This window comes from Bradyrhizobium sp. B025, assembly GCF_042257955.1.
Classification (GTDB): Bacteria; Pseudomonadota; Alphaproteobacteria; order Rhizobiales; family Xanthobacteraceae; genus Bradyrhizobium; species Bradyrhizobium diazoefficiens.
This window is the reverse complement of record NZ_CP170150.1, coordinates 5,071,357-5,084,368: the sequence shown is the minus strand read 5'-3', so window position 1 is coordinate 5,084,368 and position 13,012 is coordinate 5,071,357. Positions and strand designations below refer to the sequence as shown.

The 13,012-nt window shown below is 64.3% G+C and carries 11 protein-coding genes; 9 read left to right on the top strand and 2 right to left on the bottom strand.

Annotation, left to right across the window (positions count from 1 at the left end; all coding sequences use genetic code 11):
- Nucleotides 1–85: 85 nt before the first annotated feature.
- A complete protein-coding gene (locus ACE10W_RS23670) occupies nt 86–895 on the top strand; it encodes an oxaloacetate decarboxylase (protein ID WP_060912578.1) in 810 nt (269 codons plus the stop codon).
- Nucleotides 896–1,101: 206 nt separating this feature from the next.
- On the opposite strand, the gene ACE10W_RS23665 is transcribed toward ACE10W_RS23670, so the two are convergent.
- On the bottom strand, nt 1,102–1,503 hold the full coding sequence (locus ACE10W_RS23665) for a hypothetical protein (protein ID WP_060912577.1): 402 nt from the start codon (nt 1,501–1,503) through the stop codon (nt 1,102–1,104).
- Between the two features lie 187 nt (nt 1,504–1,690).
- Between ACE10W_RS23665 and ACE10W_RS23660 the strand changes: the two genes are divergently transcribed.
- Nucleotides 1,691–2,332 carry a trimeric intracellular cation channel family protein gene (locus ACE10W_RS23660; RefSeq protein WP_182871943.1) on the top strand — a complete coding sequence of 214 codons (642 nt, stop codon included), beginning with the start codon at nt 1,691–1,693 and terminating at the stop codon, nt 2,330–2,332.
- Between the two features lie 106 nt (nt 2,333–2,438).
- Here ACE10W_RS23660 and ACE10W_RS23655 read toward each other — a convergent pair whose 3' ends face one another.
- Nucleotides 2,439–3,659 (bottom strand): cytochrome c, encoded by a 1,221-nt coding sequence (locus ACE10W_RS23655; RefSeq protein ID WP_060912576.1) that lies wholly within the window; start codon nt 3,657–3,659, stop codon nt 2,439–2,441.
- A gap of 293 nt (nt 3,660–3,952) precedes the next feature.
- Here ACE10W_RS23655 and ACE10W_RS23650 point away from each other — a divergent pair, with 293 nt between their 5' ends.
- The 7 genes from ACE10W_RS23650 to ACE10W_RS23620 all read left to right on the top strand — a co-directional run bounded on the left by ACE10W_RS23650 (nt 3,953) and on the right by ACE10W_RS23620 (nt 13,003).
- Entirely contained in the window at nt 3,953–7,444 is a 3,492-nt protein-coding gene (locus ACE10W_RS23650) for an indolepyruvate ferredoxin oxidoreductase family protein (protein ID WP_011088094.1), read from the top strand.
- 203 nt (nt 7,445–7,647) lie between these two features.
- Nucleotides 7,648–8,661: a hypothetical protein gene (locus ACE10W_RS23645; RefSeq protein ID WP_244651770.1), complete on the top strand. Its 1,014-nt coding sequence runs from the start codon at nt 7,648–7,650 to the stop codon at nt 8,659–8,661.
- A gap of 201 nt (nt 8,662–8,862) precedes the next feature.
- On the top strand, nt 8,863–9,225 hold the full coding sequence (locus ACE10W_RS23640) for a hypothetical protein (protein ID WP_011088092.1): 363 nt from the start codon (nt 8,863–8,865) through the stop codon (nt 9,223–9,225).
- Nucleotides 9,226–9,370: 145 nt separating this feature from the next.
- Nucleotides 9,371–10,528, top strand: a complete 1,158-nt coding sequence (locus ACE10W_RS23635) for a thiolase domain-containing protein (protein WP_182871941.1) — start codon at nt 9,371–9,373, stop codon at nt 10,526–10,528.
- Entirely contained in the window at nt 10,528–10,917 is a 390-nt protein-coding gene (locus tag ACE10W_RS23630; RefSeq protein WP_182871940.1) for a Zn-ribbon domain-containing OB-fold protein, read from the top strand. Before ACE10W_RS23635 ends, ACE10W_RS23630 begins: the two co-directional genes overlap by 1 nt.
- A gap of 222 nt (nt 10,918–11,139) precedes the next feature.
- The gene (locus ACE10W_RS23625) at nt 11,140–12,000 is read left to right on the top strand and encodes a MaoC family dehydratase (protein WP_060912571.1); all 861 of its coding nucleotides are present in this window, start codon (nt 11,140–11,142) and stop codon (nt 11,998–12,000) included.
- 124 nt (nt 12,001–12,124) lie between these two features.
- Entirely contained in the window at nt 12,125–13,003 is an 879-nt protein-coding gene (locus tag ACE10W_RS23620; RefSeq protein ID WP_182871939.1) for an SDR family oxidoreductase, read from the top strand.
- Nucleotides 13,004–13,012 lie beyond the last annotated feature (9 nt).

Genomic DNA, 13,012 nt, shown 5'->3' with positions numbered 1-13,012 from the left:
CGGGCGCGCACTGGCGCTGCCGGGCGCGCACTGGCGCTGCCCTGAATGCGTGCCTATGTCTGCGCGGCCAACAAGGGAGAGAAACATGCACGTGACGACCGCGGACAAGCGCGCGACCTTCAGGAAGGTGCACGAGAGCGGCTGCTTCATTCTGCCCAATCCGGTCGATGTCGGCAGCGCCAAGGCGTTGCAGCATCTCGGTTTCAAGGCGATTGCGTCATCGAGCGCGGGCTTTGCGTGGACCATCGGCAAGGCCGACAACCACGTCACCGTCGAGGACGTCTGTCAGCATCTGGCAGCATTGAGCTCGGCGGTCGACATTCCCGTGAATGCGGATTTCGAGGGCGGCTTTGCGGTCGAGCCGGACAAGGTCGCTGACAATGTCGAGCGCTGTGTGCGTACCGGCGTCGCCGGCCTGTCGATCGAGGATTCCACCGGCGACAAGGACAGGCCGCTCTACGATCGCGCGCTCGCGGTCGAGCGCATCATGGCCTCGCGCAAGGCGATCGGCGACAGCGGCACGCTGCTGGTCGGCCGCTGCGAGGCCTATCTGTGGGGCGTGACCGACCTCAAGCTCGTCATCGACCGGCTGAGCGCCTACGCGGATGCCGGCGCCGACTGCCTCTACGCGCCGGGCCTGAAGAGCCGCGAGGACATCGCCGCGGTGGTCAAGGCTGTCGCACCGAAGCCGTTCAACCTCTTGATCGGCGGTTCCGGCTTGTCCTTGCAGGAGGCCGAAGATCTCGGCGTGCGCCGGATCAGCGTCGGCGGCTCGCTCGCCCGCGCCGCGTGGGGCGGCTTCATGCGCGCGGCAAAGGAGATGGCCGAGAAGGGGACCTTCACCGAGCTCGGCAGCGGCTATCCCGGCGGCGAGCTCAACAAGATGTTCAGCTAGAGCCAAACGAAAGGCGGCGGGATGTGAGATCCCGCCGCTCTTTCATCCTCTCGGTGTCATGCCCCGCCTAGTGCGCAATTGCGCACGGGGGCGGGGCATCCAGTACGCCGCAGTTTATCTATTGAACCACGACCGTCTCGGAGTACTGGATCGCCCGGTCGAGCCGGGCGACGACAGTTGTGCATTACGCGATGACATTCGCGAAGTTACTGCGACTTGCCGCCGTTAGACGGTGCGGCCGGATCCGGCGCGGCCGGCTTGCTCGGCGCAGCACCCGTGGTCACGCCCGGCGCGGTGTTGTTGCGCGGCGTCACGTCGCGCATGCCGGGAGGCGCCGCTGGATTGGCCGGCGGAGCCTGCTGGGCCGTCTGCTTCGCCGGCTCGTTGCTCGCCTGGTTGCCGGTGGTCGTGTTGTTCAAGCCGTAGAACACGGCGCCCAGCACCAGGGCGACAGCCACGGCAAACAGTGCGACCTTGCCGCTGGAGGCGGGGCCTTCGCCCAGCTCGGGGTCGACCTGAAGGTCGGCATCCCGTCGCGCCGCACGGAGATACTCATCATCGGCGAGATTCGGGCGATACGGATCGTTGGGAAAACGGTCGTCAGCCATCGATTGGGTCTCCTCGATTATGGCGGCTGGACAACCCATAGATGCGAGATTCTGTTCCGCCCCCTCTGATGCTTTCGTCGCATGTTGCCCCCGCGTCGGGAATCGGGAACCTGCTCATTCCGGATGGACCCCTTGTTCATCCTGGAACAGCGGACGTAAGTTCCACGGGGAATAAGGGAACAAAGCGATGTGGAGCCTGCCGCCGAGCGATAGCGTGCTGCATCTTCTGGCGTTTGTTGCCTTGACGGCGCAGGGCATGACCGCGGCGCTTGCTGCGGGGCGGCGCAGCATGGACTATGTCGGCGTCTGCATGCTCGGCAGCATTACCGCGCTCGGCGGCGGTACGCTGCGCGACCTGTTTCTCGGCCACTATCCGCTCGCCTGGGTCGCGAACCCGATCTATCTCGTGCTCCCTGGCGCTGCCGCGCTGCTGACCATCCTGTTCGCACGCCTCGTGCACCGGCTTCAGCTCGCCTTCATCGTGCTCGATGCCATCGGCCTCGTCGTCTTCACCATGACCGGCTGCGACATCGCCTGGCAGATGGATGTCTCGCTGCCGATCGTCATCGTCTCGGGCATGGTGACGGGCTGCGCCGGCGGCGTGTTGCGCGACGTGCTCTGCAACGACGTGCCGCTCTTGTTTCGCTCCGAGCTCTACGCCAGCGTCTCCGTGGTGACGGGGCTGTTCTACGCGACGGCCTTCGGTCTCAATCTCAACGCCGAGCTCTGGACGATCCTGACCTTCGTCCTCGGCATCAGCTTCCGCCTGCTCGCGGTGCGCTACAAATGGGAGATGCCGAAATTCGTGTTCACGGGGGATGAGCGGTAGCTCTATCCATCTCGTCATTGCGAGCGCAGCGAAGCAATCCAGAATCTTTCCGCGGAGGGACTCTGGATTGCTTCGCTGCGCTCGCAATGACGGGAGAGAGAGCTGGCTACGGTTGCTTCCGCGCCTTGGCCACCTGCGCCGGCGTCACCAGCGGGCCCGAATTGCCCCAGGAATTGCGGATGTAGTTCGTCACCGCCGCGATCTCCCCGTCGGACAATTGCTTGGCATAGGCCGGCATCTCGCCGGTGTTGGGCGCGCGCGGCGTGGTCAGGGTGCGAGCGCCGTCGAGGATGATGCGCAACGTCGAGGACGGATTGACCGATTGCAGCAGCGCGTTGGCGGGCAGCGGCGGATAGATGCGCGGCGCTCCCGTGCCGTCGGCTTCGTGGCAGGCGATGCAGAGCTTGGCATAGACCGCCTGGCCGGCCTTCATCTCGGCTTCGTCAGGCGGCGTCACGATCGTCTCGCGCCGCGCCGGCGGCAGGCCCTTCAGGTAGACCGCGATCGCGCGCGCATCGGCGTCGCTCATCTTCGAGGTCGAGTTGACCACCACCTCCGCCATCAGCCCGTCGGCATGGCTCTTGGCATTGCGGCCGCTCTGCAGATATTCGGCGATGTCCTCCACGCTCCACGACTTCAGCCCGGTGCGCGGCGCGCCATCGAGCCTTGGGGCGTACCAGCCGCCGATCTCGTTGCCGGCGAATGCCTGCGCCTGCTTGTCCGCGCTAAAATAGTTCTTCGGCGTATGGCAGGCGCCGCAATGGCCGAGCCCGGTGACGAGATAGCCGCCGCGATTCCACGCCGCGCTCTGGCTCTGGTCCGGCTCGAACAGGCCGGGCTTGAAATACATGGCATTCCAGATCCGCATCAGGCCGCGGTAACCGAACGGCCAGCGCAACTCCGGCGGCTTGTTGCGGCTCACGACGGGCGCGAGCGTGCCGAGATAGGCCCGGATCGCCAGCGTGTCGTCCTTCGTCATCTTCGTGAAGTAGGGATAGGGGAAGGCCGGATAGTAGTTCGAGCCGTCGGGCGCGACGCCATAGCGGAGGGCGCGGGTGAAATCGGCATCCGCCCAGGCGCCGATGCCGGTGTCTCGGTCGGGCGTCAGGTTCGGCGCATAGATCGCGCCGAAGGGCGTGTCGATGCGCTTTCCGCCCGCGAACGGCTTGGCCGGATCGGCGGTGTGGCAGCCCGCGCAGTCGCCGGCCTCGACCAGCGTCTTGCCATAGGCGATCAGCTCCGGCGACGGTTCGGCGGCGAGGGCCGCGCCTGCAACCGCACTGCACAACGCCAAACCCACAGCCAGGCCAGCCAGAATCGTCCGCATCGAGAGCCTTTCCTGCGACCAATCGACGTCGCCTGCGTGACGGGGGCATCAATTCATTTCGCGACGGCGGGGGTATGGTGACACAAATTGAAAATGCCTGATGCCTTTGCAGCCACGAAATTGCGATTTTTACCTGGCGCTCGCTTTGGTCCAGATTTGTGGTGCGGAGCGTTAAATATCCGACATAGAGTGGCGGAGATGGTCGGCGCGCCCTAGCTAAAAACAACGGGCAGGCAACGGCTTAAGCGACGTTGAGTGACAAAGACCTGAACAGGGCGTGGAAAGAGGACAGCATGGGAATCAACCAGGGTCCGATCAGTCTCGATCAAAAATACACCCAGGACACCGGACACGTCTTCACCACGGGCATCCAGGCCCTGGTTCGCCTGCCCATGGCCCAGATCCGGCGCGACCGCGCCAATGGCCTCAACACCGCGGGCTTCATCTCCGGCTATCGCGGCTCGCCGCTCGGCGGCTACGACCAGCAGCTCTTTGCGGCGCGAAAGCATCTCGAGCAGTACAACATCAAGTTCCAGCCCGGCGTGAACGAGGACCTGGCCGCGACCGCCGTCTGGGGCTCGCAGCAGCTCAATCTCTCGCCCGGCGCCAAGTATGACGGTGTGGTCGGCATCTGGTACGGCAAGGGCCCCGGCGTCGATCGCTGCGGCGACGTGTTCCGCCACGGCAATGCCGCGGGCTCGGCCAAGAACGGCGGTGTGCTGTGTCTGGCCGGCGACGACCACGGCGCAAAATCCTCGACCGTCCCGCATCAGTCCGACCACGCCTTCATGTCGGCGCTGATGCCGTATCTCTACCCGTCCAGCATCCACGAGATGATCGAGATGGGCCTGCTCGGGATCGCGATGTCGCGCTACTCGGGCTGCTGGGTCGGCATGAAGGTGATCACGGAGACGGTGGAGACCACCGCCGAGATCGACCTCACCGACGAGATGAAGCCCTTCATCATCCCGCCCGATTTCGAGCTGCCGCCCGGCGGCCTCAATCTGCGCTGGCCCGACGACCGCTTCGAGCAGGACCGCCGCCTCCAGGACTACAAGGGCTTTGCCGCGATCGCCTTCGCGCGCGCCAACAGGGTCAACCGCGTCACCATGGATTCGCCGAACGCGCGCTTCGGCATCATGGCCTCAGGCAAGAGCTATGAGGACGTGCGGCAGGCGCTGCGCGAGCTCGGGGTCACCGAGGAGGTCGCCGCCAAGATCGGTCTCCGTCTCTACAAGATCGGCATGCCCTGGCCGCTGGAGCCGGAAGGCGTGCGCCAGTTCGCGGTCGGGCTCGAAGAGATTTTCATCATCGAAGAGCGGCGCGAGATCGTCGAGAACCAGGTCAAGCAGGAGCTGTTCAACTGGCGCGACGACGTCCGCCCGCGCATCGTCGGCAAGATGGACGAGCACGACAAGCGCTTCCTGACCTTTGCCGCCGAGCTCAGCGTCGCCTCGCTTGCGACCTCGATCACCGAGCGCCTTCTCCGACTTAATCTCAACCCAGAGATCGCGGAGATGCTCCGCGTCAAGGCCGACTGGTTCAACGGCCGCCAGGCCACCCAGATGCAGGCCACCGCGCCTGTCTCCCGCACCCCGTATTTCTGCTCCGGCTGTCCCCACAACACCTCGACCAAGGTCCCCGAAGGCAGCCGCGCGCTGGCCGGCATCGGCTGTCACTTCATGGCGCTGTGGATGGACCGCTCGACCGAGACGTTCACGCATATGGGCGGCGAGGGCGTGCCGTGGGTCGGCATCGCGCCCTTCACCAACGAGAACCACATCTTCGCCAACCTCGGCGACGGCACCTATTTCCACTCTGGCCTGCTCGCCATCCGTCAGGCGGTCGCCTCCAAGACCAACATCACCTACAAGATCCTCTACAACGACGCGGTGGCCATGACCGGCGGCCAGCGCCATGACGGCGATCTCTCGCCGCAGCAGATCACCTTCCAGCTCCACGCCGAGGGCATCCGCGAGATCTATCTGGTCTCGGAGGCGCCCGACACCTATCCCGCCGACACCATCGCGCCCGGCGTGAAGAAGTATCACCGCGACGAACTCGACAACGTCATGAAGATGTGCCGCGAGTACAAGGGCACCTCGGCGATTGTGTTCGTGCAGACCTGCGCCGCCGAAAAGCGCCGCCGCCGCAAGCGCGGCCTGATGGAGGATCCGGCGCGTCGCGTCATGATCAACCCGGCCGTCTGCGAAGGCTGCGGCGACTGCTCGGTGCAGTCGAACTGCATCTCGGTCGAGCCGCTGGAGACCGAGTTCGGCCGCAAGCGCGCCATCAACCAGTCGTCCTGCAACAAGGACTATTCCTGCGTGAAGGGCTTCTGCCCGTCCTTCGTCACCGTCGACGGCGGCGCGCCGCGCCACCGTGCGCCGGCCGAGCTTGAAGAGATCGGCGCGCTGCCCGAGCCGGCCTCGCGCCCGACGCTCGACAAGCCCTACAACATCGCCGTCGGCGGTGTCGGCGGCACCGGCGTGCTCACCATCGGCGCGCTGCTCGGCATGGCCGCCCACATCGAGGGCAAGGCCTCGATGATCCTCGACATGTCGGGCCTCGCGCAGAAGGGCGGGGCGGTGCTGAGCCATGTCCGCCTGTCCGATCATCCGGCTGAGGTAACGTGCTCGCGCATCGTCACCGGCACGGCCGATCTCGTCCTCGCTGCCGACGAGGTGGTCGCGGTCGCCAAGGACACCATCTCGCTCTGCGACAGCAGCCGCACCCGCGGCATCATCAACAGCCACGTCATTCCCACCGCCGACTTCGTCCTCAACCGCGACTTCAACTTCCAGACGCGCAAGCTGAACGGATTGCTGGAGACGGCACTGCACAAGGACTCCGTCTTCTTCGACTTCACCAAGCCCGCCGAGCAGCTGCTCGGTGACAGCATCGCTACCAACATGATGATGATGGGCTACGCCTATCAGAAGGGGCTCTTCCCGCTGGCGGCGGAGTCGATCGAGCAGGCGATCGAGGTCAATGGCGTCGCGATCAAGATGAACAAGGAAGCCTTCCGCCTCGGTCGCCTCGCGGTCGCCGATCCCGAGCGTCTTGCGGGCATGCTGAAGGGAACGGGCGAGGTTGTCGCACCCAAGACGCTGGATGCGATGACGCTCGACGAGATCGTCGAGCATCGCGCCAAGCATCTGACCGCCTATCAGAACGGCCGCCTGGCAAAACGCTATCGCAAGCTGGTCGATCAGGTTCGCGATGCCGCGAGGCAAGGCGGTTATGACGACGCGCTGCCGCGCGCGGTCGCGGTGAACTACGCCAAGCTGCTGGCCTACAAGGACGAATACGAAGTCGCGCGCCTCTTCACCGACGGCGCCTTCGAGCAGCAGCTCCGCGACCAGTTCGAGGGCGATTTCAAGTTCAGCTTCAATCTCGCGCCGCCGATCCTGGCGTCCGGCGTCGATGCCCTGGGCCGCCCGAAGAAGCGCGCCTTCGGCCCGTGGATGCTGAAGGTCTTCCGCGTGCTGGCGAAGTTCAAGTTCCTGCGCGGCACCCCGCTCGACATCTTCGGCCGCAGCGCCGACCGCAAGCTCGAGCGCGACCTGATCGTGGGCTACGAAAAGGACGTCGCCACCGTGCTCGGCCTGTTGTCGCCGCTCACGATCGACACCGCGGTGGAGTTGCTCTCGCTGCCCGACCGCATCCGCGGCTACGGCCCGGTGAAGGAGAAGGCCGTCGCTGACGCCAAGGCCCGCTACGCCCAGCTCGCCGCGGACTTGGCGAGCCCGCCGCCCGCGCCACGGCAGATCGCGGCGGAGTAGGGCAAGTCCCGTAGGGTGGGCAAAGGCGCGAAGCGCCGTGCCCACCACCTCACCAGGATTGAGTCAGAAGAGGTGGGCACACTTCGCTTTGCCCACCCTACAAGACCTACGTTTGACAAGGGTTGTGACCGCGCGATATCAGCAACTTGCGATAGTGGCGCGCGGCGGGTGATGCGGTCGTGCGCTATGCGGAGCGACGATCGATGTCATTGCGCGGTGTCTTGATTGTATTGGTCGCCGTTGGCGTATTGGCGGCCTTGGGGATGTACTGGAATCAGCATGATATCGAACGTGTCATGCGTGATGGCTACGGCACCACGGGCAAGATCACGTCCGCTGAAGTCGTCTCGACGCGATTTCCGTTCGTGTTCGACGGGTTCTGGCCCCGCTATGTCGACGAAAATCTGTCGATCGGATTGCAATGGATCGGAAAGGACGGCGTTCAGCGCGAGCGCAAGGGCATCGCGGTCAGCGCCGCCTATGCGGCGCGCATCACGGTTGGCAATCAGCTCAAGCTCCTGACGGTCCCCATTCAGGCCGTTGACGATGATTCATCGCTTCCTGTGATCGTCGAGGATATCGACGATCATCTGAGCCATATCCGGTCCACGTCCAGATTTATGGCGGCGGGAGCAGGTATCTGCGCCGTGATGCTGGTGCTCGTGATCGGATGGCAGGCATGGTCGGCGCGTCGAAGCGGGCCGGGAAGCGCCGCAATCGCCGCCGGATCGCGGCGGCCCTTTCCTTTCATCCTCGGGATCTTGGCCGCCGTGATGCTTCCATTCGGCGGCTACATGCTAGTGACCTCCTATTTCGAGCAAAGCACGTTGAAGGAGATCCTCGACCACGGCGATGAGGCCACCGCCGACATTACGCGTGCCTACGGTGAAGTGAACAAAGCCGGCGACGCGCCGAGCTATCTCGTTACCCTGGCGTGGACCGACAAGAGCGGACAACAGCAAAGCTACGGGCCGACCCACATCAGCCCGGCCTTCTGGCGGCAGATCACGCGGAACGGCGTCCAGACGGTCAGGCAGACCAGGATCCGCTATCTCTCAGGCAGGCCGGATGCGCGGCCTCTGATCGTCGACGACGCGGCCGAAGCCCAATACCAGAACAGTTTTGGCGTGAAGGGCGGCGCGGTCTTTCTCGTCTTCGGCCTGATCCTGGCCGCGGTGACCGCGTTCCGCTATCGCGCGCGTCCGAGCGCGGCTTGATCGCAGGAGAGGGACGTCGGTTGGGTTAGGCAGATCCCCCTCGCGATTTCCTGTTTGATATCAATCGCCGTTCTACTGTGCATGGGGTTGTCTTCGTACAACGGGTTCTTTCGATAAAACGAAAATCGCTTGTGCCGTCGGGCAAAACACCTTTAGGATTCTGCCTGGCTGGAGCGGCGACGTGAGGCTGTCCGCGCTGAAATGGACCTGTGGTCGAATATGGATTTTGCTTGGCGCATCGTGACGTGCCTGCCGCTTACCGAGCTTTGGAACAGCGAAGGTCTGTTGGATGTCCGGCCTGACCAAAGAGTGGGCGCGGCTGAGATCGAGCTGCTTCTGCGGGACGGTGCGAGTTTCGTGGTCGCGGACGTTGGAAAGCCGTTGCGATGGATATCGGCCGCCGACCGCTTTTCGTTCTGGAAGACCGAGGTGAAGGGGCGGCTGATAGCCCGGGACGCTGATTGCTTCAGTCTCGACGACTATCCTGACAGTTACTGCTACGTCGCGACCGCTTGGAGCGGCACGGCGCCGATGCCGATCATTGTTCTGGAGATCCACCATTGACGGGGCTGTGATCGACGGCGGGCTATATCGCCCACTTGCGCCCACCCGCTGCCCTCTCGCCCGACGGAATATTTCCGCGCTTGCCAATCAGGCCACCGGGGTTCAGAAAAAAGAGCCAAGAAGAAACGCGAGCGGAGACCTGAGTTTGACCATCAAGGGCAAGGCCTACATTGCCGGGATCTACGAACACCCGACCCGGCATGCGCCGGACAAATCCACCGCGCAGCTCCATGCCGAGGTCGCCAAGGGCGCGATCGAGGATGCCGGGCTCAGCAAGGACGATGTCGACGGCTATTTCTGTGCGGGCGACGCACCCGGCGGCGCTTGGCCGATGGTCGATTATCTCGGCCTGAACACGAAAAAGCTCCGCCACGTTGATTCCACAGAGACCGGCGGCTGTTCCTACATCATCCATCTCGGCCATGCCGCTGAAGCCATCGCGGCGGGCAAGTGCTCGATCGCGCTGATCACGCTCGCCGGGAAACCGCGCACCGGCGTGATGCCGCCGCGCGCGGCCGGCGCGGAAGCCGATTTCGAGTCCGCTTACGGCGCGACCACGCATAATGCCTATGGCATGTGTGCCATGCGCCACATGCACGACTATGGCACCACGAGCGAGCAGCTCGCCTGGATCAAGGTCGCGGCTTCGCATCACGCGCAATACAATCCGCATGCGATGCTCAAGGACGTCGTCACGGTCGAGGACGTCTTGAATTCGCCGATGATCTCCGATCCCTTGCATCGCATGGATTGCTGCGTCGTCTCCGACGGCGGCGGCGCGCTGATCGTGACCACGCCCGAGATCGCCAAGAGCCTGAAGAAGCCGCTGGTCAAGCTGATCGGCCATGGCGAGGCGATGAAGGGACCGCGCGGCGGCAAGGATCTCGATCTCACATACTCCGCGGGCATCTGGTCCGGCCCGCGGGCGTTCGAGGAAGCCGGCATCACGCCGAAGGACATCAAATACGCCTCGATCTACGACAGCTTCACCATCACCGTCTTGATGCAGCTCGAGGACCTCGGCTTCTGCAAGAAGGGCGAGGGCGGAAAATTCGTCGCCGACGGCAATCTGATCTCGGGCGTCGGCAAGCTGCCGTTCAACACCGACGGCGGCGGCCTCTGCAGCAACCATCCCGTCAACCGCGGCGGCATGACCAAGATCATCGAGGCCGTCAGGCAGCTGCGCGGCGAGGCGCATCCGAAGGTGCAGGTCAAGAATTGCGACCTCGCCATCGCCCACGGCACCGGCGGCCTTCTGGGCGTTCGCCACGCCGCCTCGACGGCCATTCTGGAGCGCGCGTGATGAGTGAAGCGAAAAAGTATCCGGCACCGGTGACCAATCCGGAGACCGCTGCGTTCTGGGATGCGGCGAAAGAGGGCAAGTTCATGATCAAGCGCTGCACCGCCTGCGGTGAGGCGCACTACTTCCCGCGTTCGATCTGCCCGTTCTGCTACTCCGACAAGACGGTGTGGGAGGAAGCTTCGGGCGAGGGCACGATCTACACCTGGAGCCTGATGCGGAAGTCGCCGACCGGCCCTTACGCCATCGGCTACGTCACGCTGAAGGAAGGCCCCTCGGTGCAGACCAACTTCGTCGATTGCGATCTCGAGAAGCTGAAGATCGGCCAGAAGGTGAAAGTGGTGTTCAAGCCGACCGACGGCGCTCCGCTGCCGTTCTTCACGCCGGCCTGATGCGCTCTACCCATCCTACGAATTCTTCCTTCCCCCCTTGTGGGGGAAGGTGGCGCGAAGCGCCGGATGAGGGGTATCGCTCCGCGGAAAGACTTTCGATGCGGAGCTAACCCCTCACCCAAACGAGTTTACCGCACGGTTCTCGTGGCCCTCTCCCACAAGGGGAGAGGGCACATTAACGAGCGCCGCTGCTCGCTAAGAATGCCGGGAGGAAACCAAAAAATGTCCGCCAGATATGAAGAACTCAAAGGCCTGAAGAACATCGGCCAGAAATACGCCTACACCGATCGCGAGGTGATGCTCTACGCCTACGGCATCGGGCTCGGTGCCGATCCGATGGACGAGAACGAACTCGCCTTCGTCAACGAGGGCACGTTCACGCCGCGGCCGCTGAAGGTGGTGCCGACCTTTGCTTCCGTCGCGGCGTGGGGCTCGGGGCCGGGCGAGATGAACCTCAACCGCGTGATGGTGGTCGATGGCGAGCGCGACATCACCTTTCACCAGCCGCTGCCGGTGGCCGCGAACATCACCGCCGATTCCTCCGTGCTCGAGGTCTACGACAAGGGCAAGGACAAGGGTGTGGTGATCAGCCACCAGACCGTGCTGAAGAACGGGAAGGGCGAGAAGCTGGCGACGCTGGTCGCTTCGCGCTTCGCTCGCGGCGACGGCGGCTTTGGCGGGCCGAACCTGACCCAGCCCGATCCGCACAAGATCCCGGCGCGCGCGCCCGACAAGACGATCGACATCGTCACGCGTCCCGACCAGGCGCTGGTCTATCGGCTCTGCGGCGACCGCAACCCGCTGCATTCAGATCCTGAGTTTGCGAAGAAGGCCGGCTTCCCGCGCCCGATCCTGCACGGCATGTGCACCTACGGCATCACCTGCCGCGGCGTGCTCCAGACTTATGCCGATTACGACGCCTCCGCCTTCCGCCAGCACGTCGCGCGGTTCTCATCCCCGGTCTATCCCGGCGAGACCGTGACCATGGACCTCTGGAAGGACGGCAACACGATCTCGTTCGAAGCCAAGGTGAAGTCGCGCGGCGTCACCGTGATCAAGAACGGCAAGACGGTGCTGGGTTAGCTGCCTCCGTCATTCCGGGGCGCGCGAAGCGCGAACCCGGAATCTCGAGCTACAACCTCTGGATTCCGGGTTCAGCGCTGCGCGCTGCCCCGGAATGACAATAATAAAACAGGGAGAAGCCACCATGGGACTACTCGACGGCAAGGTCGCGCTGATCACTGGTGCGGGCGGCGGGCTCGGTGAGGCCTACGCGAAACTGTTCGCGCGGGAAGGGGCATCCGTCGTCGTCAATGACCTCGGTGGCCCCCGCGACGGCTCCGGCGCCGACAAGTCGATTGCACAGCTCGTGGTGGACGCGATCAAGGCGGAAGGCGGCAAGGCGGTCGCCAACGGCGCCGACATCTCCACCATGGAGGGCGGCCAGTCGGTGTTCGACGACGCCATCAAGCATTTCGGCCGCGCCGACATCCTCGTCAACAATGCCGGCATCTTGCGCGACCAGACCTTTGCCAAGGCCTCCGAGGCCGACTGGGACAAAGTCATCAAGGTGCACCTGAAGGGTACCTTTTGTTGCACCATGCCGGTGTTTCGCTGGATGCGGGAAAACGGTGGCGGCGTCATCGTCAACACCTCCTCGACATCAGGGCTGATCGGCAATTTCGGGCAGACCAATTACGGCGCGGCCAAGGGCGGCATCTGGGGCCTGTCCAACGTGCTGGCGATCGAGGGCCGCAAGTACAACATCCGGATCTGGACGCTGGCCCCGGGCGCCCTGACCCGCATGACCGCAGACCTGCCCCGCTATAAGGAGAACCCCTCGGCGGCGCTCGGGCCGGACGGCATCGCGCCGGCCGTGCTATACATGGTCAGCGACTTGTCGGGCGACCAGACCGGCAAGGTGCTGGGCGTGTCCGGGCCCCGCGGCGTGCGCGAAATGCGGATGATGGAAATGGAAGGCTGGAAACCGCCGCACTCGGGCTGGAATGCTCAGGACATCGTCGATCATGCCAAGGAGATCTTCTTCTCCGAGGAGCAGATCAAGATGGGGGCGCGGCGGTTTTAGCCGTTGTTG

Coding starts and splice junctions, on each gene's coding strand:
- ACE10W_RS23660 (WP_182871943.1), top strand. CDS start 1,691: ATGTGGAGCCTGCCGCCGAGCGATAGCGTGCTGCATCTTCTGGCGTTT.
- ACE10W_RS23645 (WP_244651770.1), top strand. CDS start 7,648: ATGTCATTGCGCGGTGTCTTGATTGTATTGGTCGCCGTTGGCGTATTG.
- ACE10W_RS23620 (WP_182871939.1), top strand. CDS start 12,125: ATGGGACTACTCGACGGCAAGGTCGCGCTGATCACTGGTGCGGGCGGC.
- ACE10W_RS23630 (WP_182871940.1), top strand. CDS start 10,528: ATGAGTGAAGCGAAAAAGTATCCGGCACCGGTGACCAATCCGGAGACC.
- ACE10W_RS23655 (WP_060912576.1), bottom strand. CDS start 3,659: ATGCGGACGATTCTGGCTGGCCTGGCTGTGGGTTTGGCGTTGTGCAGT.
- ACE10W_RS23670 (WP_060912578.1), top strand. CDS start 86: ATGCACGTGACGACCGCGGACAAGCGCGCGACCTTCAGGAAGGTGCAC.
- ACE10W_RS23625 (WP_060912571.1), top strand. CDS start 11,140: ATGTCCGCCAGATATGAAGAACTCAAAGGCCTGAAGAACATCGGCCAG.
- ACE10W_RS23665 (WP_060912577.1), bottom strand. CDS start 1,503: ATGGCTGACGACCGTTTTCCCAACGATCCGTATCGCCCGAATCTCGCC.
- ACE10W_RS23650 (WP_011088094.1), top strand. CDS start 3,953: ATGGGAATCAACCAGGGTCCGATCAGTCTCGATCAAAAATACACCCAG.
- ACE10W_RS23640 (WP_011088092.1), top strand. CDS start 8,863: ATGGACCTGTGGTCGAATATGGATTTTGCTTGGCGCATCGTGACGTGC.